The following is a 23625-nucleotide window of genomic DNA, read 5'->3' as shown; positions in this document are numbered from 1 at the left end:
GGCCACTCGCACTCAGATTGCCGGGGGAAGGAATCATTCGCCGCTGCACTATTCATCCGAGAGAGATGCTCGCAGTTCGGGGTAGTTACCCCATCTCGAGCCGGTGCGGGCGGCGTGCCTGATAGCGGTTCCAATGTTGATCCCGAGGGTGTCTGCGACGACGCTGGCGGGCACGGTCTGGACGAGCTGATCGATACGGGCGTTCTGCGTCCTGCGAGCATCGATTTTGTGCGGTGCGAGATGGAGCGTGACGATCGCTTCGCTGACATGGAGATGGGGCGTTGTTCCAGGGAAGAGCCAATCGGGGCCTCCACCGACGAAGGTCCGTTGTTCCTCGAGCTCGCTAACGTAGCGGCGGAGGAGTTCGGCGATCGGCTCGGGCAGAGCGAGAGGCGTGCGCCCGAAGGTGATGCTCAAAGTCCTCTCGTGACCTGAGACGTCTGATTGGCGGAGGCGGACGCAGTCGCTGATCCGTTGCGCGAAGACGAGCACCAGCAAGCCGATGATGCGGCTTGCGGACGGGATGGACGTGTCATCGAGAAGCTCATCGACTTTCCGCCAGATGGTGTCCTCCGGGACAGAGGGGGCGGGCCGAGCTTGCGGGCGATGAGGCGGCATGAGGGGTCTGGTCAGCTTCTGCCGGATCGCCCAATTGAGGAAGGTGGCGACCGCTCCCTGGGAGCGGTGATGGGTGAAGAATCGATCTACGGAGCGCTGGTCCAACGTCCCCATCTGAACTCCCTGATCATCCAGCCAGACCAGGAAGGAGGCGATCTTGCGCAACGCGGACCATCGAGCGTTGAACATGCCGACGGTCAGGGGCTTTTGCGCGCGCCGCTGCCTGGTCTGGCGGAGGACTTGCCAACGGAAGTACTGGTTGATGATCTGCGCGTGGTGGGAGGGGAGGTCGTTGACGAGATGCTCAGCAAGTATCTCGAGGTCGTTGAGCCGGACGTCGATCGTGGGGAGGGTTTCGGCACTGATGAGCATGTGGCGCAGATACCGCACGCGAGGCGAGAGTGGGAGGGCGTCGAGTGTGTCGTGACTGATCTGCACCTCGCCAGTAGCCATGGCACGCAGAGTCTTTCCGATCGGCGATCTTCGCAGCCATCGCACCACCGCGCGCGGGTCACGTGCAGCCATGAGGTGGCCGTAGAGGCTAGCGAGGCCAGGATGGATATCGCCGTTCTCGTCAGCGAGGACCTCGCGGAGGCGTTCGGCCAGTCGACAGGTGCCGCACTGAGATCCAGTGAGCTGTTCCTCGCTTCCGCAAGTGATGCACGCGAACCGCGGAGGTTCGCCAGCACAGGGCGCGCAGACGATGCGTCGCTCCGAGTCGTAGAAGGCCAGGACCTTGACCTGAGCGCACCCGGGACAGGATCCGGGATGTCGGCGGAGTCTTGAGTAGCAGGCGTTGCAGATTCGCTGCTCGAGAATCGAGTAACGGGCTGCGACATGGCGAGCACATTCGTCGCAGCCGACCTGGTGACCACGTGTGCTCCCAGGCGGGGTCATTCGTGCGGGCGGTGCAGCTTGGCGGGGATGGGGCGAAGCTCGCCAATCGCAGGCCCGGAGGCCTCTGGAGCGCCAGCAACTCGGCGAGGACGCACGCTCTGGACCTTCGGGATCTCGATGAGATCGTTGGGTGTGCACTCGAGGATCCGGCAGAGGGCGGCGAACACTTCGACGTTCAGCCTCTCGGGCGTCTTCGTCACCAACCGGAACACTTGCTCGCGCGAGAGCTGCACTCCCTGGGCGCGCAACGGTGCGATCAGATCTGTCGTCTGGAACATCCCAGCCGCAGCCATCATCGGGCGTAGATTCCAGGTGATCGGGATGTCAGAGTCGGGAGTCGTCGGCATCGGGTCCTCCATAGATCCGGGAGAGGGCTTGGTTGATCATGCGGTTCTTGAAGTCGTCACCGACGGACGTGTAGATGGCGGTTGTCGAGGCGTAGGCGTGCCCGACCTGGTCCTGCACGAACTTCTCGGCGTATCCCCATTCGATGAGGTTGGTGACGTACGTGTGGCGCAGGGCATGGACACTGAGCTCCGGCGGCAGCCCCGCTTCGTCGCGGAGCTGCGCGAAACGCAGGTCGATGTAGCGCAGAGAGACGCGCGTGCCTCGCTCGGTCGGCCACAGCGGTCCCGACAAGTCCGCAGTGAACCGGGACCGGGCCTGGTCGACCCATTGGGCCAAACCTTCCGTGATCCAGTCCAGCTCAGGGAGCGTGAGCACCGAACGTCGACGCGGGCCTGAGCCGTGAGAGCCCTTGCCCCAGCGCACGTCGACCGCCCCGAAGCGTCCGAACCGCGGGGCAGCACCGTTGGGCCGCAGATCAGCTACATCCAGACCGACGGCCTCGGCCCTGCGTAGTCCGTAGGCGTAGATGGTCTTGAAGATCTGGGAGTCACGCAGCGCGGCGAGGGCACCCTTTCGACCCTGCCGAAGGATTGTCTCGACGCGGTGGTCGGCCACCGCGAAGAGCTGCTCGAGCTCGTCGTAGGTGAGTGCTCGCCGCTGTGGGCGGCCTTCGTAATCGACCAGGTGTGCGAGCGTGTTCCACTCGTGGCAGATCTGCTGTGGCGCGGTTCCGAAACGTTCTTCACAGTCCGCCGCCCACCGGTACCGAGGATCGGTGAGGTAGTCGCAGAACAGGCGGATGATGGAGTGATACCCCCGGATCGTCGAGGGAGTCGCCGGACTCTGCCCAGACTTCGCCCGGGTCGTGAAGTCCTCCAAGTCCCCCGGCGACCACTCCCACGGGTAGCGGCCAACAAACTCTTCAAACCTCCTAACGACCAGCTCGCGACCGCCGATCGTCCGCTCAGTCAGGCCTCGACTGATCTGCTGATCAGCCCAGCCCGAGAGCATCGCCTCGAACACGAAGCGATGCTCATCCAGCGCCCGCACGTTGCGGAGCTGTCGAAGCGGAGACACTCCACGGATGCCCATGTCCACCACTCCAGTATTGCATCTATTGCATCATTGATGCATCTCGACTCGCGCGTTCGTGGTCGTCTCCGACCTAGCTCCTTGCCCCCGAGGTGCCGGGCCTGCGGAAGGGCGGAGCGTTTGGATGTTTTGGAGGCGGAGGCTGTTGTGGACGACGAAGACGGAGGAGAGGGACATCGCGGCGGCTGCGATGAGGGGGTTGAGTAGTCCGATCGCGGCGATCGGGATGGCGGCGATGTTGTAGGCGAAGGCCCAGATGAGGTTGGTGCGGATGGTGCGGTTGGTGGCGCGGGCGAGGGTGATGGCGTCGGCGATCGCGTAGAGGTCATCCCGGACGAGGATGATGTCGGCAGTCTTGAGGGCGACGTCGGTGCCGGTGACGATTCCGAGTCCTAGGTCGGCGGCTGCGAGGGCGGGGGCGTCGTTGATGCCGTCGCCGACCATGGCGACTCGGTGTCCCTCGTCCTGGAGTTGTTCGATCACGGCGACCTTCTCGGTGGGCAGGACGCCGGCACGGACGTCCGGGATGCCGAGGGAGCCTGCGACGCGCTCGGCAGCGGCCGGGGCGTCCCCTGTGAGCAGCACCGTCCGCAGTCCGAGCCCGTGCAGTGCGGCGACGGCCTCCGCGGCGTCCTCCTTGACCGCATCGGAGAGGGTGACTACTCCGATGACCTCTGCGTCTCGTGCGACCAGCGCTGTGGAGCGACCTGCCTGCTCGGCCTCGCTGACGGCTTCCTCCATCGGCCCGCTGAGGTGGGCGCCCAATTCGTGCATGAAGGCGGGGCTTCCGACTGCGATGCTCTCACCATTGATCGTTGCGCTGATCCCGTGACCGGGGGAGACGATGTGCCCAGTGGCGGCAGGGATGTCGGCGACCATGGTCGCGGCGTGGGTGCGGAGTGCTTCGGCGACGGCGTGCTCGGAGGATGCTTCGACCCCCGCGGCCAGGCGCATCAGCTGCTCAGCGGTGACTCCGTGGGGGTGGATGTCGATGACGCGCGGGGCGCCGAGCGTGAGGGTTCCGGTCTTGTCCAGGACGACGGTGGTGACCTTGCCGCTGGCTTCGAGAGCGTCTTGTCCCTTGACCAGGACCCCGAGCAGCGCGCCGCGTCCGACGCCGACCATCAGCGCGGTGGGGGTGGCGAGGCCGAGGGCGCAGGGGCAGGCGATGATCAGCACGCTGATCCCGTTGGTCACCGCAGTGGGCAGGTCTGCCCCGGAGAGGAGCCAGGCAGACGCGACGAGCACGGTGAGGACGAGGACGACGGGCACGAAGACGCGCACCACGGCGTCGACGAGGTGCTGGACCTGGGCCTTGCGGATCTGCGCCTGCTCGGCGATGGCGGCCATCTGTGCGAGCTGGGTGTGGGCACCGACCCGGGTCGCCTCGAGGGCGAGGATCCCGTCCGCGGAGACGGTGCCGCCTATGACCTCGTCGCCCGGTCCGACGGTGCGGTGCAGGGATTCCCCAGTCATCGCACCGGTGTCGAGGGAGGCGGTGCCCTCGATGACCCGGCCGTCGACGGCGATCGTCTCGCCGGGGCGCACGAGCACGACGTCCCCGGTGCGGAGCTCCTCGACCGGCACCATCGTCTCGACCCCGTCACGTCGACGGCGGGCCTCCCGTGCCCCGAGGGCGGACAGCGCGCCGAGCACGTCGCCGGCGCGGCGCCGGCTGCGGGTCTCGAAGTAGCGGCCCGCGAGCTGGAAGGTCGTCAGTCCCGCGGCGACATCGAGGTACAGGGCGTTGGCGCCCTCGGGGACCTCGCCGATGCCGAGCCACACGCCGTCGGCGGCGTCGATGCCCGCGAGCATCGAGACCAGGGCCCAGCCGAACGAGGTGAGGATGCCGATGGAGACGAGAGTGTCCATGCTGACGGAGCGGTTCTGCAGGTTCCTCCAGGCAGCCCGGTGGAAGGGCCATGCCGCCCACGTGATGACGGGGACCGCGAGGAGGACGCACAGCAGTTCCCAGCCGGGGAACCGCCATTGCTCGACGAGTGCGAGGGCGATGGTGAGGTCCATCAGGGGGACGGTGAGCAGTGCTGCGGTGATGAGTCTGCGCCGCAGGCTCACGATGCGGTTCTCGTTGGCGCGGCGCGACCACTCGTCGTCCTGGTCGTCGTGCTCGGCGGCGTCATACCCGGCGCCGCGGATGACATCGATCGCGTGCGCCGGTGAGGTGATGCCCGTGACGACGGCGCGCTCGGTGGCGTAGTTGACGGTGGCGCTGACGCCGTCGAGCTTGTTCAGCTTCCGCTCGATGCGATTCGCGCATGCCGCGCAGGTCATCCCGGAGACGTCGAAGGTGTACCGCTCCTCCAGGGAGAGGGCTGGTGGGGCGGCCTGTGCGGTGGGGGTGTGGTTCATCGGGTGCGCTCCCTGTCCGAGAGTCTCTTGAGCATGTCGTTGTAGGCGTCGAACTCGGTGTCCAGGCCGCGGTCGAGGTGCCGATCCCGGCGACGGGCCTCCTTGTCGTCCTGGCGCGCCCATTGGATGCACAGTGCGACGATCGCGATGATCAGCGGGATCTCCCCACCCGCCCAGGCCACCGCGCCGGCCATCTTCTGGGACTCCCACAGGTTCGCCCACGGCAGTGCGAGGTAGTCGTAGTAGGTCTGGGCGAACAGCGTGGGCGAGGAGTAGATGGCCACTCCGAAGAAGGCGTGGAAGGGCATCGCGGCGAAGGTGTAGCCGAGCTTCCCGATATGGGGCAGCGGGCGCGGCGGACGGTCCACACCGATGATCAGGCTGTAGTACGCGTACCCCGTGGCCAGGAAGTGGAGGTTCATCAGCTGGTGCGCCCAGTGGAAGCGCATCATCGTGCCGAACAGCGGAGTGAAGTACAGGCCGTAGTAGGAGCCGATGAAGATGACGAACACGACCGCCGGGTGGTAGAGGGTCCGCAGCAGCCGCCAGTGCAGGATCTGCGTCACCCATGAGTGCACGCCCGCCCGGCGTCGATCCGCGCGTGCGGTGCGCAGGATCAACGTGATCACCCCGCCCTGGACCAGGAGGATCGGAGCGAGCATCGACAGGCTCATGTGCACCACCATGTGCACGCCGAAGTCGGGGGCGGAGTACTTTCCGAACCCGGAGCTCGTGGCCGCGAGGACGACCAGCCAGCCGCCACACCACAGCAGTACGCGGCTGATGGGCCATCTCGTGCCCCGGCGGCGCAGGACGATCACCATCGCGAGATAGGACGCGATGCCGACGACGGCGAGGACGGCGAACAGCAGGTTGAGCCTCCCTGTGCTCATCAGCGTCGCGAAGGTCGGCGCATCCGGCACCTCGAACCCCATGAACACCTCAGGGATGCTCGTGGGCACGAAGTACTGCGGTGGCGGAATGCGAGTCATCGCCGCACCGATCGCCACCCACACGGTGATCAGCAGGGCCGGGACCGCCATCCGGTGAGAGCCCCTGCGCCGCATCACCACGAGAGAGACAACGAGCGCTGCCAGAAGAGCAAGACGCACCAGGGTGAGAACGCCGGTCACGCTCGCCCACGGATCGCTCCCGGCAAGTTTGAACCACGTCACCACGAGCTCCGCCGCGAGCACGGCGACCGCCCCGACCAGGCCGACGCGGAGGACGAGCCCCTCGTCGAGAGGGCCCCTTTCCCCGCTGCGGATCAGCCGCACCGCGGCGGTGACCAGGACCGGTCCGAGGAGGACTCCTGCCGCGATGGTCTGGAGCGCGCCGGCATCCCCGCCGATGTCATGGTTCGGACCGACGAGGATCTGCCCCACCACCACCGGCGCCAGCGCGCCGATGATCCCCGCCCACAGCCCCGGCAGCAGCGTCGTCCAGCGCGTGCCCCAGTAGGAGCACAGCCACAGGACCAGCGCTCCGAACAGGGTCACGGTCCATGCCCGGGGCATGTAGCCGAACGTGTAGAGCGGTCCGAACGCACCTGGCTCCAGGAGGCGGCCCAGCTCGACGCCGTTGGACTCGGGTGCAGCGACGATCAGGTTCGCCGCCGCCAGCACGGTCCAGGCGCCCGACGCCCAAGTGAGGAGGCGCAGGTCCGGGCCGAATCGCAGCCGGCCTGCCTCGCTCTTCCCGCGCGGATGCAGGAACAGCACCGCGACGACGGCGCCCAGGGAGGTCACGGCCGCGAGGTCTGCGGCACCGCGCAGCGCGGCGGCAGTCACGGCGGTCCCTGTTCCGGGGAACCCTCGGTGGATGTCCTCGTACACGGAGGGGCCGCCGAGCAGGTTCGCGGCCATCGCAGGAAGTATTGCGACGAGGAGCGCGCCGAGCGCGAAGGCCACTGCTCTCTGCTTCACCACGCCGACTCTACAAGATGTCGAATACTGGTCTCGGGGCGACAGGTCGCGATGTCGCGGACGTCTCCCGTGCGCCACTCAGCGATGCTCGGGGCGCAGATGTCCGCTTGGGGTGCGCGAAGACGGCAAGGCGTCCGGCGCGCAGTGCTGTGGGTGGAGTGCGCTGACTCGAGCGGCGCGAACTCCGAGCTCGCGGGAGGGGGTGAGGCGGTTGAGAGCGGCCAGGGCCGCCCGCAGGTGGGCCGGACCTACCTTCGAGGCTGCAGCGTCATCCGCGGCCAGCTCGGTGAGCAGCGTGATCCGTGAAGCGAGCTCTCTTCGCAGGCCGGAACGTTTGGGCAAGCACGCCGTGTGCCACGCTCCAAGCCTCCTCAGTAGTGTGTGGTGCTGTCTGAGATGCGCTGCCTCATGGGCGAGAACAGCGGATAGGTAGGAGGGCGGCAGTGCGTGCTGGACAGCGCGCGAGACGAAAATCGTTGACGGCGTGCCCGGTATAGCCACGGCCACATAGCGCGGGTCCTCGATCTCCACGACGGTGATGGTGCCCATCTGCCAGGAGTCTGTCCGCCGGCGGGAGAGCAGTTCGGTGATGCTTGGCCGATCGTCATCTTCCTCGCCGAGATCGACCCGGCGCAGCTGGGTAAGGGACCCCGCGATACCAAGACCTCCGAGCCCGGCCCAGGCGATGAGCGTCAGGGCCAGCCCCTCGATCGGGGCGCCAGCAGAGCTCGTCGACAGCGACAGCGCGGACGCGACGAGAACGGCCACGATCGTGACGACTAGTCCCAGTGCGCCGGTGAGAGCCCACGCCGCCAGCGCGCGACGCGGACGACGGATCTGCCACGTCCCACGAGTGAGAAGACACGCCGAGAGCGGGACCGCGGCGAGGCCTGTCACTAACGGCCCGACGATCGCCCAGATCATCATCGTTCCCGGCGAGAACGCCGTGAGGTGATCGCATCCATCACCAGATCGAGGTCGGCCTCGGAGAGGTTGTTTGTGAAGGCCATCAGTGCATCCTCGCGGTCCTGGGCGTCCTCGAGCACCTCGACCATGTCGGCGGCGTGCGCCTGCGCGCTACTGACGGCTGCTTCGAAGGTGACCCGCCGGGGGGAGAGGGCTCGTCGGGTGACCATCCCTTTCGTCTCGAGCCGGGACAGCACCGTCAGGACCGTGGTCTGGGCGGGTGCGGGGTCATCGAAGGTCACCTGGATCGCGCTGGCACTAAGTGGTGCGGCGGCGGTCCACAAGGCGCGCATCACCAGAGCCTCTAGCGCTCCGGCAGACCGAGATCTCACACCCGCCATGACCCCACCGCTTCCTGCTGTCTGTACGCCTGCAGCGTGCCACACGGTATCGCAGCCCAGCGGACTCGCCGCACCCTATTATTTCTACGGCGTGTAGAGTTCGGGATCGTGATTGAGTCTCCCTGGTCCTTCGTGCTGACCGCCATCTTCCTCGCAACGGCCGTACTCTGCGCACTGCACCTCGCGCAGAGCCATCGCACGCCCGCCGCAGTGACCACCGAGTCCGTGCACGCCTCCCACAATGGGCCGATAGCGACGGCAGTGCACGTGAACCACCTCGTGATGAGCCTGGCGATGCTGCTGATGGTGTGGCGACCAGTCGGCACGGCCGGGACCTGGATTCAGGTCGCCCTCTTCGCGCTCTTTGGCGTTGTGATGCTGCTCGGCCTACCCGCTGTCCACGCCGTGGGTGAGCGTGCCGGAGTGGTCAGCCACGTGATTCTTAACGCCGCGATGATCTGGATGCTGCTGGCGATGCCGCTGCTGATGGGCCACGCCATGGAAGGTTCTGCCGATGCGCACGCCGGACACCACGGCGGCGGTACCGGGGACGAGATGGCGATGGAGATGACCCCGACCCCCGTCTGGGCGGAGGCAGTCAATTGGGGGGCCGTCGTGCTCAGCGCCGTGATCGCCGTGTGGTGGCTCGTGCGCCTTCTCCGCGATCCGGCGCACCGCGCCCACTCAGCCTGCCACCTCCTCATGGCCGCAGGCATGGCGCTCATGCTCGCCCTCATGTGAGCTCAGCTCACGCCACCTCCCCGTCACCGCGAAAGGCCCGACCTGATGGCCACCCAAGCCCCGCCCCGCCCCACCGGAGGCAACACCTCCCGTCCGCGCCGGCTGCGCGACGAGCTGCGAGAGCTCACCCTCCGCCTGCACTTCTACGTCGGGCTGTTCATCGCTCCGTTCCTCCTCGTCGCCGCCGCGACCGGCATCCTCTATGCGCTGACCCCGCAGATCGAACAGGTCGTCTACGACAAGGAACTCCACGCCAGCGCCCCAGCGGGCACAGAGATGGTGCCACTGGCGCAGCAGATCGAGGCCGCGCAGAGCGAGGTCACCGACGGCACGATCACGCAGATCCGCCCGCCCAAGGACTCCGAGTCCACCACTCGTGTCACGTTTGATTCCCCCTCCGCTCGCGAGGATCGGCAGCTCACCGCTTTCGTCGACCCCTACACCGGGGAGGTGACTGGCGTGCTGAACACCTTCGGGGAGTGGCTGCCGCTGCGGACCTGGTTCGACGATCTCCACCGCAACCTCCATCTCGGTGACGCCGGCCGTTGGTACAGCGAGGTCGCCGCCAGCTGGCTCTGGGTCCTCGCCCTCAGCGGACTCATCATCTGGGTCACCCGCAAGGTCCGCGCCCGCACCGCCCGCGCCTACCTCCTTCCCCAGCGGAAAGGACCGCAGCGCCAGCGCTCCATGAGCCTGCACGCCACCATCGGCGTCTGGGCCGCGATCGGACTGTTCTTCCTCTCCGCCACCGGACTGACCTGGTCCCAGTTCGCGGGCGGCAACTTCAGCGCGCTGCGTCAGAGCCTGAGCTGGTCAACGCCCTACCTCTCCTCCGAGGCGGCGACCACCACCCCGGTCGCCGAAGCGGAGGTCCCTGCCACCGCGCAGAGCGTGCTCGACGTGGCCCGTGCCGAGGGCCTGACGGACCCGGTGGCGATCACCCCGAGCACCGACGGAGGGGCGTGGGTGGTCTCCCAGGTGCAGAGGTCCTGGCCCTTGAAGCAGGACTCCATGGCGATCGACCCCGCCTCAGGAACAGTCGTCGAGACCGTGCGCTTCGCCGACTGGCCCGTCGCCGGGAAGCTCGCCGAAGCCGGCATCTCCTTCCACATGGGCATCCTCTTCGGCTGGCTCAACCAGCTCCTGCTCATCGCCATCGCAGGAGCCGTCATCACGCTCATCGTCATCGGGTACCGCATGTGGTGGCGACGCCGCCCCAAGCCACCGCGTACCGGGCTTCCTACCGCTCCCGGGCGCCGGGTCGACACCACCGCGGCCTACGGCATCCTCATCGCGATCGCCGCAGTCTTCGGCCTCGCACTCCCCCTGCTCGGAGTCACCCTCGTCGCCTTCGTAGCCTTCGACCTCGCCAGAACCATCATCCGGAGCGCAACCGCTCGGCACGAGTAGACATGAGCTAGAGGTCAACACACCGCATCACTGCCCTCGGCTACGAGCGGAGACCGCCAGCATCGCAGTAGCGACGTGAAAACAGTGAGATCTGATGCGGACGCCGGATCCGCTGAAATCGGACCCCTGAGGCGCAGGGGGCACTACACGTGGCAACCTGCGACTGCCTAGACTCGCCCACGTTGCACCTGACGGACAATGCTCAGACCGAATGCCAGCGTGAATCTTCCGCACATTACTGAACATCCGTCGGGGCGATACAGGAAGTCTACGGCGGTACAGCAGGATTCTCGGAGATCTCTTCGCTACTATCACGCTCGTCAGGTCAGAACTATGCAGGGAGCACCAGAATGGCGCGGAAGACTCAGGTAATCCTCACCGACGATATTGACGGTTCGGACGCCACCGGCACGGTGAGCTTCGGTCTTGATGGCGTCGCGTACGAGATCGACCTCAACGATGACAACGCCCAGCGGATGCGCGATCAGCTCGGCGAGTGGGCCAATAAAGCCCGCCGTGTCGGTGGTCGGCGTATCAGTGGCACCCAGAGTGGGATCTCTTCAAGCGACGCTGGCAAAATTCGCGCCTGGGCGAACGAAAATGGCTACAAGGTCAGCGAACGGGGGCGTATCCCGAAAGAGATCCGCGAGGCATACGCCGCGGCGCACTGACCCGGGGACGCAACGAAGGAGGCCAGCGACACCACCGCTGGCCTCCTTCGCCGCGTACAGAAGACTCCTCTGCTGCGGAGCTGTCATGCCATCTTGCTGGCAAGCAGGCGGGCGGCTGAGGGCGCGGCGGAGGCAGCTCTGAGGTGGGCGGCTGAGGCTTTGAGGTAGATGCCTGTGGTGGCGATGCTTTCGTGACCCAGCAGCTGTTGCACCTCGGAGATCGGGACACCGACGTCCACCATGGAGACGGCGTAGGTGTGGCGCAGAGCGTGAGCTGCTTCGCCCTCGGGCTTGGCGATACCGGCCCGGACGTAGAGGCGGTTGACGCGGTAGGAGATCGTGTCGCGAGTCAGCGCTCGGCCATCTGGCCGGATGAGCAGGGGAGACGGGTCGCTCTGCTCGAGTAGCCGCTCGGCGCGCCAGGGCAGGTAGGTGTCGATCTGCGCAGCGACGCCAGGATCCAGCGGCACGGTACGGGCCTTGCGCCCTTTGCCGACGACACGGAGCGAGGGCTCATCACCGGGGCGGTAATCGAGGGCCCGCAGGCCGGCGGCTTCGCTGGCACGAAGTCCGCCAGCTGCGAGGATCAGCACGATCGCCACGTCCAGCAGCGGCGCTGCTGGGCGCGCCTGCGGGTCTTCCGTCTTCGCTGCCTCCAGGAGGGCGGAAATCTGGCCGTCGGTGAACGCCACGGGCAGACGCGCGGGGGCGCGGGGCGCCTGGATCGCGGCCGTAGGGTCGGTGGGCAGCCGGGACTCGAGGACGAGGTACCGGCATAGCCCGCGCAGCGTTGTCACCAAGCGCCGGCGGCTAGCCGGCGCGAGGCCAGCGTTGTTCATCTCGGCCAGCGCGGCCTTGATGACGGGACTCGTGAGGCCCCGCACCCTGACAGGGGCACCCGTTTGGGCCTCCAGGTAGCGCTGCCACGAAGCGATATCCCCGCGGTAGGCCTTGGCCGTCTCGGCACTGATGGTGCGTCCGACAGCGCGGCGTTCCGCGATCCAGTCCCGGGCCGCATCGACGAAGAGCTCGCTCATCCCACCACGCTAGGCCGCAACCGGCGCACCGCCACGGCGACACCCCGCCTAGTGCGCATAATCTTGATTATGCGCACTGAGCGCAATCGTCCCCGATCGCTTCTGAGCCCCGAGTAGCGTGCTCCCCCGCCTATGTAGCGGTGGGGATGACCAGTGGGGTGCCCGTGACGGGGTCATCGATGACCATGGCGGGAAGGTCGAAGACGTCCCTGACCAGGTCGGCGTCGATGATGTCTTTCGGTGCTCCGCGGGCCACGATGCGGCCATCGCGCATCGCGACGATGTGGGAGGCGTAGCGGCAGGCGTGGTTGAGGTCGTGGAGGACCGCGACGACGGTGCTTCCACCGCGGTGGAGCTTTGAGCACAGGTTCAGGACGGCGATCTGGTGAGCGATGTCGAGGAAGGTAGTGGGTTCGTCTAGGAGGAGGAGGTCGGTCTCCTGGGCGAGGACCATCGCGATCCACACGCGTTGGCGTTGTCCCCCGGACAGTTCGTCCACGAGGCGGTAGGCGAGGTCTGTCGTGCCGGTCGCCTCGAGCGCCTGGTCGATGACCTCGAGGTCGTGGGGGGTGTTACGGGCCAGGAACCCTCGGTGGGGGAAGCGACCACGAGCGACGAGGTCTCGGACGCGGATGCCGTCCGGGGCGATCGCGCTCTGCGGCAGAAGGCCGAGGATGCGCGCGATCGCGCGGGAAGACATGTCCTCAAGGTTCTTGCCATCGAGGCTGACGATGCCTGCTGTGGGTTTTAGGAGGCGGGCCATCGACCGCAGCAGAGTGGATTTGCCACAGGCGTTGGGGCCGATGATGACGGTGAACGAGCCGTCGGTGACGGAGATGTCGAGGTCCTGAATAACGCTGCGGTCGCCGTAGCCGATGGTGGCGTGGTCGACCTGGAGGCGTGTGGTCATGACCGTCCCTTCCGTCCTTCGTGGATGAGGAGCCAGACGAGGTAGGCCCCGCCGAGCGATACCGTGACGACGCCGACGGGTAATGGTGTCTGGGGGTGGATGCGTTGGGCAATGTAGTCGCTGCCCAGCAGGAGGAACGCTCCGACAAGGGCAGCGGGGCCGATGGCGACGCCACTGTCGTGGGTCAGGCGCCGAGCGATCTGGGGGGCCGCCAACGCCACGAACGAGATCGGGCCTGCGACCGAGGCGACGACCGCGACGGCGGAGATCCCCACGACGATGAGCAGGATGCGAGTGGTCTCGGTCCGGATGCCCAGCGAGGTCGAGAGGTCATCCCCCATCTCCAGCAAATGCATCCGCTCGGAGAGCACCGTGGCGAAGACTGCGATGAGGAGGACGGCCACGGCGGAGAGGCGGACGTGGCTCCAGGACAGACCGTTGAGGGATCCTGCTCCCCAGATCGCGACGCGCATGGCGTCCTCCACCTCCGCGCGCAGGATGATCCAGGTGTTGACCGCTGAGAGCATCGCGGAGACACCGATACCGACGATGATCAGACGGAACCCGGGGAGCCCGGCTCGGGCACCCGTTCCCCGGGTGCGGGCCAGCAGGTAGACCGCGAAAGCGGTGAGGATCCCACCGAGGAGAGCGCCGCCGGCGGTGCCCAGCGAGGACCCGCCGAGGAACAGGATGACGACCAGCGCGCCCGTGTAGGAGCCGGTGCCGAACCCGATGATGTCCGGGCTTCCCAGCGGGTTGCGGGTGAGGGACTGGAAGATCGCGCCGCCGATACCGAGGGATGCCCCGAGCAGGACAGCGACCAGTGCTCGCGGTAGCCGCCACTGCCGGACGACCAGGATGTCGCCGGCGTCCCCAGTCCCCAGGAGCGCGCCGATGACGCGGCCGGCGGGGATGGGGACCTCACCGGTCCCGACGGATACGACGAGCACGAGGGCAGCCGCCAGGAGAATCACGAGCGTGACAATCGCCTTGCGAACCGTCAGGTGCAGGACACCCCCGAGGCGGGTGGGGACGGGGATCACCCGGGGCCCCCGTGCCTTCGGTGTCCTCGTGGTGGTTGCGTGGGTTGTCGGTGTGGTCATAGGCCTGACACCGCCCGGGTACGGACCATGGCGATCAGCACGGGCGCGCCGAGGAACGCGGTGACGACTCCGACGGGCATGCCACCGGGGGTCGCTACGCGCGCGAGGACATCGGCGCCGAGGATTAGGCAGGGGCCGGCCAGTGCCGAGAGTCCGAGGATCCACCCCTGGTGGGGGCCCACGATCCACCGGATGATGTGAGGCACCATGAGGCCGACGAATCCGATGGGACCGGCGATCGCCGTGGCAGCACCGCAGGCCGTGGTGATGCCCAGGATCCCCAAGAGGCGCGCCCGCAAGAGCGGGACGCCGAGCGTGGTGGCGAGATCATCTCCCAGGGCGATGGAGCTGAGGTAGCGCGCTGCGGCGGCGGCGGCAAGCAACCCGATCGCGACGAACGGGAGGGCCTGCAGCGTCGGCCCTATACCCCGCACGGCGAGGGAGCCGGCGCTCCAGGTGCGCATCGCATCGAACGCTCGGACATCCAACAGCGTGATCGCCGTGGTCAGGCCCGTCATGACCGCGGCGAAAGCCACGCCGGCCAGGGTCAGTCGGATGGGGTCGGCGCCCCCGCGGCCGGCCGCCCCGATGGCAAGGACAGCCACCGTCGCGATGAACGCCCCGATCACGGCGCACCACAACTGGCCCTGCATCCCGCCGATACCGAGCAGGGACACGCCGGCAGCAACCGCTACCGCGGCTCCGGCGTTGACCCCGAGGATGCCGGGATCGGCCAGTGGGTTACGTGTGAGGGCCTGGACGAGGGCTCCGGCAACCGCGATCGCGGCCCCCACCGCGACCCCGGCAACCGTGCGTGGAACCCGGGAGCCCCACACCACCTGATGATCGATCACGGACATGTCCGTGGATAGGAGCGCGTCCACGACTGTCCCGGGTGAGATCGAGCGGTCCCCCACCACGAGGCTTGCCATCACCGCGACGACAGTGAGAGCGCCGAGGGCGGGAGGGGCGATCGCCCGGATCACGGGTGGCCGTGAGACCACCTCGAGCTGCTGCGTGGCATCGGCGGGGGGTGTTGGGTGGGTGGCCGCGGGGTGGCGAGAGGCCCGTGGGGACGTCACGGGATGATGCGCTCGGAGTCCTCCAGGACGGCCGCGAGCTCGTTCAGCCACGCGGTCTGCGCGACGTAGGTGTAGGCCCGCTTGTCGTCCCAGGTTCCGATCTGGTCGGCCTCGACGGCGGGCAGGGACAGCCACAGCGGGTTCTCCTCGTACCCGACCGACGTCTCGGCCTGAAGGATCACATCGGCGGGGTAGTCCGCGATGCTCTCCCAACTCACCTCGGCCCAGGAGGACTCCTCCGGGGCCTCGGGGCCCACGAGCGCCACGCCATCCTCAGCGAGCATGTTCAGCACGCCAAGGGTGGTGCTGGTGTAGATGACGTCTCCGGTGGTGTTGAACGCCAGGACTGTCAGGTCCGGCTTCTGTCCGGTGACCGTCCGGAGCCGCTCACGAGCGGCATTGAAGTCCTCTTCGGCCGTCGCGATCTCGCTTCCGTCGCTGTCGGCCCCCAGCGCCTGGGCCAGGGCACGGTATTCTTGGATCATCTCCGGCGGAGTTCCACCCATGCGAATGGGCAGGAACGGCGCGACCTCGGTGGCCTGGTCCCTCACCTCGTCCTCCCACCAGGTCCACCCCGTTCCCTCCTGGTTCCCGACCCCGATGATGAGGTCAGGCGCTGCAGCAGCGAGCTTCTCAAGGCTGAGCTCACCCTCGAGCCCCAGGACATTCAGCGCATCAAGATCCAGGTCCCCTTTGCCCGACCCTGTGGCGCCGAACCCGAAAACCCCGACCGGCTCGATGCCGTACGGCTGCAGCGCCGCCGCGGAGTAGATGTCCGCGACGATCCTCACCGGGGCCTGGTCCAACGAAATCGTGACCCCGTCGTAGTTCGCGGGAGTAAAGGAGAAAGCCTGCTCACCACCAGGGCCGGGGTCCTGTTCACTGGCGGACTCGGACCCCGAACACGCGGCGAGACCGAGCACGCTCAGGCCCGAGAGGCTGGACAGGGTGAGGAAGCGACGACGCTGCATCGGACTCTTTCGATCGGGATGGGGCCACCTCGCTGATGAACCAGCGAGAGGACACGTAGGACAAAGTGGAGCCCGCGCAAGTGCGCTGCGACCACACCATGGCTAGTGCAAGGATAGGCTAACCTAAGTAACACAGGTCGGCCTCCACTCACGTGATGGCACCCGTCCCGACCTGCCCCGACGTTCAGGAGCACCCCATGCCACGCCCGACGGCTACCGCGTTCGAGGCCGAGGTCACCGCGATCGAGGACCTCAGTCACTCCTTCCGCCGAGTCACGCTCAGTGGCGCCGGGATGGAGGGCTTTGGCATCGAACATCACCCCCAAGACCTCCGCTTCAAATTGATCATCCCGCCCGGCGACGGCGCCCCAACGTTCGATCTCCCCTCGTTCCTCGCCAACCACGAGGATCCTTCGCTGTCCTGGTACCAGGCGTGGCTACAGCTCGACGAGGACGTGCGTGGATCCATGCGCACCTACACCGTGCGGGAGTGGCGCGACGCCGAGCGTGAACTGATCGTCGACATGGTCCTGCACACCAGCGAAGCCAGCGATGGGGGTCCTGCGAGCAACTGGGCCACCGCAGCGGAGATCGGTAGCCGCCTGCACGTGATCGGACCCGCTCGAGATGTGCCCCGAGGTCGAGGTGGCATCGAGTTCGATCCCGGCACGGCCCGTCACCTCCTGCTCGCCGGTGACGAGACCGCCGTCCCGGCCATCGCCTCGATCCTCGAGTCCCTCACCCAGCCCCCATTCGCCGCAGAAACCCTCACCGGACACGTGATCCTCGAAGTCCCGCACGCCGGAGACATCCTCACGCTCGACGTCCCCGCCGGCATGGAGGTGACCTGGCTCGTTCGAGGTGAACGCGACCACGGTGACCTCATGCGCGCAGCCGTCCGCGAGACCGTCCAGCCCGCTCCCGATAGCGACGCCCAGGCAGTTGACCTCGACGACATCGATATCGACGCGACCATCCTGTGGGACGTCCCTCGGGCCCTGAGCGGCGCAGCCCGCAACAGCGGGACCGACACTCCCCAGGGTGAGCGCCCGTTCTACGCCTGGATCGCTGGTGAAGCCGCCGCCGTCAAAGATATCCGGCGCTACCTTGTCCAGGACATCGGGATTGACCGCCGCCAGGTCGCATTCATGGGCTACTGGCGAAAAGGCCGCGCCGAGGGTTCCTAACCCACCCCAGGAGGAATAAGCGCATGGGGAGGCGCCGTGGGTGCAGCAACAGGGGCGCCTACCGCTGTTTCGCAGTTCTCGGAGCGATGGGGGGGTGACTCGGGGTCCGGCTCTCCTGATCGCCGCGCGTAGTGCTCGGCCCGTCGGACGCGGAGCCAACCGCAACGCCTCTCATACACTCAATGACGTCCCATCTGGCCAAATAGGGGTACGCAGGATAGGCCGACCACAGCGAGAGGACACCTAGTGAGCACGCCGAGTGAGCGCCTCGAGGCAGAAATCTGGCTCGAGGCAAACTCCCCCGAGGTGGCGCCGGAGGCGAAAGACAGGTTCTTCGCCGCAGTGCATGAGTACTACACCCAGTACCCCACCGCCGACCGCAGGCCCGACATAGCCGCGATCCTCCGCGAGGATGACGAGGCGTTCACACTGATCCTCCGCGCCGTCCTATCCGAGGACGCATCTCGGGCACCTGCTGCCGAGGACGTCCCCGCGGTCCCCAGCGCGAGCTATTCACACATCGGTGCTGAATCGCCCTAACGACCGTTGCCGTTGGCGACCCTCCGTAGTCGTTCGGCGTCTCAACCTGCCAGAGGTACCCCTGCAGAGAAAGGTAACGGTGGATGATCACGGACGATCACTAACCAGCGCCACTCGAGCGACCCGTCCTCCCACCGTACCGACCCCACCACTCGGAGTATGCGCAGCATGGCGGGTGGAGGTGAGCCGCAGGGTCAGGTTCCCCTTCATGGGGTGCACGGATCGCGCCCCCGCACTCCCCCGACAACGTCTACGGGTGTCGCCGCCATTACGGCCCCACAGGCGTGGGTGCGTGCAACTCGGTGCTTGTGAGGCCAACCTCGGCGAGGGCCGCCCCCAGGGTTATGAACGGAAACGGGCCGACCGTCACTTCATCCCGGGCGCTGGTGCAGGTGATCCATGCGCCCTCGGCGTTCGTGGTAATCGTGAGCGCGTCACCATCGCGGTCAGTGAACTCGCTGATGATCATGGATCCTCCGGGCAGCGCTCATAGATTCGAGCAGGTGTCATAAGGGCGGCGGCGAAACTCCACCACCCTGGTCGCCGACCATCGACCTGCCAGTTCGGGGCGAACCACCATTCGGATTGCGACAAAATCTGCCGACTCCCGGCAGCGCGAGGCCGCCCGGAGCATTAGGACCCCTCACGGCCAGCGGGGCGTCAGGACCGTGCTCGGCGTACTGTCCCGGAAGGGTCGACAACCTACCTATCGGTGCACGCCTTCGTGCAACGCGTCGGAACGTCAGAGCCAGAATCGCGGCCATGAAAACGCCGAGCGACCCATGGTTCGAGAACGATGCGCCGACGCAGTCAATGCCGCGTCGCCACCAGGGTGGCGTCTGACCGGCGCGCGAGACTAGTGTTGCCACGACCCGGCAGCCTTTTGATCCCTTTGCATTCGAGCGTATTCCTTTATACTCTTTGGATGTTGCGAAACTTGTTCAGGCCATCGTTCGGCACCTACCCCCACCTCCTGGTAGGCCGCGATCAGCTGCTCGACGAATTCGAGGACACCTTCGACGGGCTCCTCGATCCCGCCGGTCTGACGATCCTCCTGTCCGGGCAGCGAGGGATGGGAAAGACCGTGCTGCTCGACTCATACCGGCGAGCCGCTGAGACCGCAGGCTGGCTGGTCATCACCGAGAGCTCCAGCAACGGGCTCCTCGAGCGCCTCACCCGAGACCACCTCCCGCGCCTGCTCCAGAAGCACTCCGACAAGTTGCCGTCGCAGCTCGAGTCCGCGAGTGGCACCATCGGTCCCCTCGGAGGCGGTGCGTCCTGGACCGAGCGCTACCCCGCTGAGTCCACCCTCCGCTCCCAGATCACCGAGCTCACCGATGCCCTCCAGCCCTCCGGTCGAGGCCTCGTGATCACGATCGACGAGGTCCAGGCCACCGATATCGAAGATCTCCGCAAGCTAGGCGAGATCATCCAGTACGGCCGTCGAGAGGAACGACTGCTCGCTTTCGCGGCCGCGGGGCTCTCCACTCCCATCGAGGAACTCCTCGACCATCCCGGGGCGACGTTCCTGCGCCGCGCAGAGCACCACCCCATCGGCCGCGTGAGCCGCGCTGATGTTCGAGCCGCCCTCGCGGGAACGATCGCCGATAGTGGCCGCGAGATCGACATTCAAGCCCTCGACGTCGCAGCTGACGCCGTCGACGGATACCCGTTCATGATCCAGCTGGTGGGCTACCACGCCCTCAAAGCCCACCAGACCGCCGACACCGTGACTCCCGAGGACGTGACCGCCGGGATCACAGCCGCCCAACGGCGCCTCGGCCGACACGTCCATACCCCCGCCCTGCGGCCGCTATCGAGCGTTGATCGCACATACCTGCTCGCCATGGCCCAAGACAACGGCCCATCCCGCACCGGGAAGATCGCTGAGCGCATGGGCGTGAGCGCCCAATACGCCGGCGAGTACCGCCGACGGCTCATCCGCGACGGCATCATCGAAGCCGCTGGCCACGGACAAGTCCGCTTCACCATCCCCTACACCGCCGACCACCTACGCGAGCACGCCGCCCACAACGCCCTGGAAGGCCTCACCGACGAGGACGCCTGACCCATCCCAGCCAGCCTCCCCTCCCATGGTGCGAAGAGACCCTCAAAAACCCGCTGAACTGCAACCGACCAGGAAGATCGCATAACTTCTACTATGCGCACTAGCCCCTGCACCCCTGACCCCTCCCGTGTTCAGCACCCACTGCTGTAGAGGCGCCCTCGGGATCCGCGGCCGATCTGACACTCACGGATGCTCGGTGAGAGCAAAGCACCCCCAGTTCCAAGACCACTATGTCCGAGGGCTTCTCTATCCTCAGAAGCCAGAGCGGCCGAGGGAGCGAAGCGCGGATGGCAGAAAAAAGAGACACAGAGTTGAGAAGATCGACGGTCACGGACAGCGTCAGAGAGCGTGTCTGGGGGCGCGCAGCTGCACGATGCGTCCTCTGCTCAAAGTGGCTGATCGACGAGGGATCTTTCTGGCACAAGATCCCCGTCGGCCAGATCGCACACAACGTTGGAGCCACCTCCGGTCCCAACTCTCCCCGCGGAGATTCCGCCCTAACAGCGGAGGAGCGAGCGCTCGAGGAGAACCTCCTGCTCCTCTGTTACGACTGCCATAAAGCGATCGACTCCCCGGGGCTCCGACACAAGTACACCGTCCAATTTCTCCAGAAGAAGAAGGTTGAACACGAGCGTCGGGTCCGCGAAGTCACCAAGTTCCCGACCCTGCGCAAGGCGAGCGTGCTAAGAGTTTGCACATCTATCCGCGGCACTTCCACTGTTGCTTCGCCTGAACAAGTTTCCGACGCCCTTCTCGCCAGTGGGCTGACAGGAATGGGCGCGGACTCTCGAAACGGGATGTTCGACATCAAACTCACTCAAGACGAGTCGCATAAATGGGCATGGGAAGCCGCAAAGATAGAGATCGATAGACTGCTCGACAGGGTCTACGAAGCTATCGCGGCCGAGGACACCTCGGTTATCACTGTATTTGCACTCGCACCCGTTCCGATACTAACCTATCTGGGCTCTCGCCTGGACGATAAGGTCGAGGTGGTGTTATTCCAGAGGCATCGGGCCGACAGTGCAGACGCATGGTGCTGGCCAGACGATGCACCAGATGGGGAGGTGTTCTCCATCGCGGCGACCGAAACCCACGATGACCGCGAGGGCATCGAGGACGTCATTATGTGCATCGACCTTTCGGCGCGCATCCTGGAGGATCGAATCCCGCGCGACCTCGCTGGCCTACCCACTGTGCGAATCGGCGCCGCAGGAGGAACGACCGGGCCCGACATAATCGATTCTCGCGCCACCCTCCGCGAGTTCACAAAAACCTGGAGGAAGGCGCTGGCGAAGATCGAATCACAATGGCCCCATGCAAGACGCCTTCACATCTTCGCGGCCGCTCCGGCAACGGCGGCGATTGAGCTCGGTCGCCACCGCATGCGCTCGGCCCACCCCGACTTCACCCTTTATCAACTCACCACCAACGCCACCTACGAGCCCGTCATGGAGGTGGCCGGATGACAGCCCGAATCAGAGAGTTCAATGCGTTCCTCAAGGATCACGTGAACCTAAATAGCACGCGCGTAGACCGGCTCCGCAGCCGAGTCACGTCGCTGGACAACTACCTCTCCGACGCTCCGGAGCTTACGAAGCTCCTCGAGGACAGCCTTATCCCGCAAGGGTCGTTCGCACACAAGACCATCATCCGGCCCGCCAGCGGCAACGACTTCGACGCAGACGTTCTGCTTCCCATGGTCGAGCAGCCGGATTGGGAACCAAAGAAGTACACCAGCGAGCTAAAGAAGGCTCTTGATGCGTCTCCTCGCTACGCCAACAAAACAGTGCTCGGCAAGCGTTGTGTAACTATCGAGTACGCCAACGATTTTCACATCGACGTGGTCCCTTTCGTTGAGCGCGCTGACGGATTGACGTACATCACCCACCGGACAAGGAACGAGTTTCTCCGGCAGGACCCCGTCGCGTTCACCGAGTGGATAGAAGAGAGCGCACGGACAACTAATGGACATCTCATCCGTGCGGTCCGACTCGTCAAGTACCTGCGGGACCGGAGTTCGATTGAAGTTCCATCAGTGGTGCTCGCCGCTCTACTCACCGAGCAGGTACACAGTTTCGCCGGCGTCGACGACTACGGGAATGTCAGCTCGACCTTCTTATCCTTGCTCGAGTCTCTAAACGACTACATCGGACCAATGTACAGTCGCCCTTGGGTGGACGACCGCATCGGCCAGAACCTCGCTGATCGGCTGACCGAATCGGGCTTCTCCAACCTGCAGAGCCAGGTGAATACATGGGCCCGGAAGGCGCGTCTAGCGTATGATGCGAATGCTCCGACTAGTGTTGAAGAATGGAAAAAGCTATTCGGTGACGATTTCGGCGGCGTGAGGAAGGCCGAGTCCGCTCTGATAGCTGAGGCAGCGCCTCTGGATATTCGCACTTACGAGAAGCTGGAGGCGCCCGGAGAGCAGCGTCTCGACAGGGACCTTGGCGTTCCCATTCGGATAGACCCGTCCATGCGTATGCGCGTGATAGGCCGGTTTGCTCCCAGGGCGAATGGAAGGGGTCGCTTTCGGCCGATGGCCGCCCATGGTAACCACGTACCCCTCGGACGTCGTCTCAGATTCACGATTGAACAGTGCACCGTCGAGCCACCCTACGACGTTTATTGGAAAGTTCGCAACGCGGGCCTTGAGGCTGCTAGCCGCGACCTCTTTCGTGGCGAGATCCGAAAGGAAGGAGAGAGCATTGAAGAATCTTCTGACTTCGCTGGAGATCACTGGGTGCAGGCTTGGATCGTGAAGGACGGCGTGGCAATTGCAACGGACACCCAGGACGTGACGATACTTTCGCGGTGAGCACCTGCACAGTCGGCCTACAAACGGGCAACGCGAAAATCCGGGAGTGGATCAAGGAGAACCGCTAGATCATCGCCGACCGCAGCTGCGGGCCGAACACGGTCCGCGAAGTGTACGTCGCCGCTCACTGAGAGTGCAGCTTGCTCACTGCGAGGCGAGCTCGACGTACCGCGCCTCGAGGATCTTCATCCGCTCGGCGTCGGACTCGAGCGGGCTCTTTGCTCCGAAGAGCCGGTCGACGACGCGGTCGAGCTGCTTGTGTGCTTTGAGCAGTCCGGTGGGCATGCCGGTCGGCTCGTAGAGGTCAGCAAGTGTGGCGTCTGGGTGGGCGTCGCGCTCAGCAAAGACCTCTTCGATCGCGGCGGTCAACTTGTCCCGCTGCGTGTCACTCGGAATCGGGAACGGGATCGGGAAGTAAACCAGCCCGGGCGCCAAGGAGTATCGGGACTCTAGCCGTCCCGTGAAGCGCCTAACCCAGGCCATGAACATGGAGGACTGGAGTAGGCCTGCGTGCCACTCCTGCGCCC

At 66.0% G+C, this 23625-nt stretch carries 22 protein-coding genes; 8 read left to right on the top strand and 14 right to left on the bottom strand.

Features of this window, described 5'->3' with window-relative positions; genetic code table 11:
• Window positions 1-48 precede the first annotated feature (48 nt).
• From ACT3T9_RS18195 to ACT3T9_RS18165, 7 genes are all read right to left on the bottom strand, one after another.
• Entirely contained in the window at window positions 49-1143 is a 1095-nt protein-coding gene (locus ACT3T9_RS18195) for a hypothetical protein (RefSeq protein ID WP_444607240.1), read from the bottom strand.
• A gap of 368 nt (window positions 1144-1511) precedes the next feature.
• Window positions 1512-1862, bottom strand: coding sequence for a helix-turn-helix domain-containing protein (locus tag ACT3T9_RS18190; RefSeq protein ID WP_096166878.1), 351 nt, complete (start codon window positions 1860-1862; stop codon window positions 1512-1514).
• Window positions 1840-2955, bottom strand: coding sequence for a tyrosine-type recombinase/integrase (locus ACT3T9_RS18185; RefSeq protein WP_226851124.1), 1116 nt, complete (start codon window positions 2953-2955; stop codon window positions 1840-1842). Before ACT3T9_RS18185 ends, ACT3T9_RS18190 begins: the two co-directional genes overlap by 23 nt.
• A gap of 30 nt (window positions 2956-2985) precedes the next feature.
• Complete coding sequence (locus ACT3T9_RS18180; RefSeq protein ID WP_444607239.1) at window positions 2986-5325, bottom strand: heavy metal translocating P-type ATPase; 2340 nt, start codon at window positions 5323-5325, stop codon at window positions 2986-2988.
• Entirely contained in the window at window positions 5322-7250 is a 1929-nt protein-coding gene (locus tag ACT3T9_RS18175) for a cytochrome c oxidase assembly protein (RefSeq protein ID WP_258772473.1), read from the bottom strand. The genes ACT3T9_RS18180 and ACT3T9_RS18175 overlap by 4 nt, the downstream gene beginning before the upstream one ends.
• A 78-nt stretch (window positions 7251-7328) precedes the next feature.
• Window positions 7329-8177, bottom strand: a complete 849-nt coding sequence (locus ACT3T9_RS18170) for a M48 family metalloprotease (RefSeq protein WP_096166793.1) — start codon at window positions 8175-8177, stop codon at window positions 7329-7331.
• Window positions 8174-8557 (bottom strand): BlaI/MecI/CopY family transcriptional regulator, encoded by a 384-nt coding sequence (locus ACT3T9_RS18165; RefSeq protein WP_096166792.1) that lies wholly within the window; start codon window positions 8555-8557, stop codon window positions 8174-8176. Before ACT3T9_RS18165 ends, ACT3T9_RS18170 begins: the two co-directional genes overlap by 4 nt.
• A gap of 108 nt (window positions 8558-8665) precedes the next feature.
• On the opposite strand from ACT3T9_RS18165, the gene ACT3T9_RS18160 reads away from it, so the two are divergent.
• The 3 genes from ACT3T9_RS18160 to ACT3T9_RS18150 all read left to right on the top strand — a co-directional run bounded on the left by ACT3T9_RS18160 (window position 8666) and on the right by ACT3T9_RS18150 (window position 11379).
• On the top strand, window positions 8666-9298 hold the full coding sequence (locus ACT3T9_RS18160; protein WP_114306490.1) for a DUF5134 domain-containing protein: 633 nt from the start codon (window positions 8666-8668) through the stop codon (window positions 9296-9298).
• A 45-nt stretch (window positions 9299-9343) separates the two neighbouring features.
• On the top strand, window positions 9344-10708 hold the full coding sequence (locus ACT3T9_RS18155; protein ID WP_114306491.1) for a PepSY-associated TM helix domain-containing protein: 1365 nt from the start codon (window positions 9344-9346) through the stop codon (window positions 10706-10708).
• A gap of 350 nt (window positions 10709-11058) precedes the next feature.
• Window positions 11059-11379 (top strand): histone-like nucleoid-structuring protein Lsr2, encoded by a 321-nt coding sequence (locus tag ACT3T9_RS18150; protein WP_441446261.1) that lies wholly within the window; start codon window positions 11059-11061, stop codon window positions 11377-11379.
• A gap of 83 nt (window positions 11380-11462) precedes the next feature.
• On the opposite strand, the gene ACT3T9_RS18145 is transcribed toward ACT3T9_RS18150, so the two are convergent.
• From ACT3T9_RS18145 to ACT3T9_RS18125, 5 genes are all read right to left on the bottom strand, one after another.
• The gene (locus ACT3T9_RS18145) at window positions 11463-12416 is read right to left on the bottom strand and encodes a tyrosine-type recombinase/integrase (RefSeq protein WP_441446634.1); all 954 of its coding nucleotides are present in this window, start codon (window positions 12414-12416) and stop codon (window positions 11463-11465) included.
• A 130-nt stretch (window positions 12417-12546) separates the two neighbouring features.
• Entirely contained in the window at window positions 12547-13326 is a 780-nt protein-coding gene (locus ACT3T9_RS18140) for an ABC transporter ATP-binding protein (protein ID WP_193107400.1), read from the bottom strand.
• Window positions 13323-14429 carry a FecCD family ABC transporter permease gene (locus tag ACT3T9_RS18135; RefSeq protein ID WP_193119510.1) on the bottom strand — a complete coding sequence of 369 codons (1107 nt, stop codon included), beginning with the start codon at window positions 14427-14429 and terminating at the stop codon, window positions 13323-13325. The genes ACT3T9_RS18140 and ACT3T9_RS18135 overlap by 4 nt, the downstream gene beginning before the upstream one ends.
• Window positions 14426-15511, bottom strand: coding sequence for an iron chelate uptake ABC transporter family permease subunit (locus ACT3T9_RS18130; protein ID WP_441446632.1), 1086 nt, complete (start codon window positions 15509-15511; stop codon window positions 14426-14428). Before ACT3T9_RS18130 ends, ACT3T9_RS18135 begins: the two co-directional genes overlap by 4 nt.
• Entirely contained in the window at window positions 15508-16482 is a 975-nt protein-coding gene (locus ACT3T9_RS18125) for an ABC transporter substrate-binding protein (RefSeq protein WP_193119511.1), read from the bottom strand. Before ACT3T9_RS18125 ends, ACT3T9_RS18130 begins: the two co-directional genes overlap by 4 nt.
• 197 nt (window positions 16483-16679) lie before the next feature.
• Between ACT3T9_RS18125 and ACT3T9_RS18120 the strand changes: the two genes are divergently transcribed.
• Both ACT3T9_RS18120 and ACT3T9_RS18115 read left to right on the top strand, forming a co-directional pair.
• Window positions 16680-17669 carry a siderophore-interacting protein gene (locus ACT3T9_RS18120; protein ID WP_193107403.1) on the top strand — a complete coding sequence of 330 codons (990 nt, stop codon included), beginning with the start codon at window positions 16680-16682 and terminating at the stop codon, window positions 17667-17669.
• A gap of 246 nt (window positions 17670-17915) precedes the next feature.
• Complete coding sequence (locus ACT3T9_RS18115; protein ID WP_193107404.1) at window positions 17916-18209, top strand: hypothetical protein; 294 nt, start codon at window positions 17916-17918, stop codon at window positions 18207-18209.
• 268 nt (window positions 18210-18477) lie between these two features.
• On the opposite strand, the gene ACT3T9_RS18110 is transcribed toward ACT3T9_RS18115, so the two are convergent.
• Window positions 18478-18678 carry a hypothetical protein gene (locus ACT3T9_RS18110; RefSeq protein WP_193119512.1) on the bottom strand — a complete coding sequence of 67 codons (201 nt, stop codon included), beginning with the start codon at window positions 18676-18678 and terminating at the stop codon, window positions 18478-18480.
• 456 nt (window positions 18679-19134) lie between these two features.
• Between ACT3T9_RS18110 and ACT3T9_RS18105 the strand changes: the two genes are divergently transcribed.
• From ACT3T9_RS18105 to ACT3T9_RS18095, 3 genes are all read left to right on the top strand, one after another.
• Window positions 19135-20277 (top strand): AAA family ATPase, encoded by a 1143-nt coding sequence (locus tag ACT3T9_RS18105; protein ID WP_193107454.1) that lies wholly within the window; start codon window positions 19135-19137, stop codon window positions 20275-20277.
• Window positions 20278-20507: 230 nt separating this feature from the next.
• Window positions 20508-21746: an SAVED domain-containing protein gene (locus tag ACT3T9_RS18100; RefSeq protein ID WP_444607238.1), complete on the top strand. Its 1239-nt coding sequence runs from the start codon at window positions 20508-20510 to the stop codon at window positions 21744-21746.
• Window positions 21743-23098: an SMODS domain-containing nucleotidyltransferase gene (locus tag ACT3T9_RS18095; RefSeq protein ID WP_444607237.1), complete on the top strand. Its 1356-nt coding sequence runs from the start codon at window positions 21743-21745 to the stop codon at window positions 23096-23098. Before ACT3T9_RS18100 ends, ACT3T9_RS18095 begins: the two co-directional genes overlap by 4 nt.
• Window positions 23099-23242: 144 nt before the next feature.
• Here ACT3T9_RS18095 and ACT3T9_RS18090 read toward each other — a convergent pair.
• On the bottom strand, window positions 23243-23625 hold a 383-nt coding region (locus tag ACT3T9_RS18090), incomplete at its 5' end, for a type IIL restriction-modification enzyme MmeI (protein ID WP_444607236.1).

Origin of the sequence: Brachybacterium sp. AOP29-B2-41 (assembly GCF_052378395.1) — a bacterium.
Classification (GTDB): domain Bacteria; phylum Actinomycetota; class Actinomycetes; order Actinomycetales; family Dermabacteraceae; genus Brachybacterium.
Note: the sequence above shows the minus strand (reverse complement) of the source record. Positions and strands in the feature narration are given on the sequence as shown.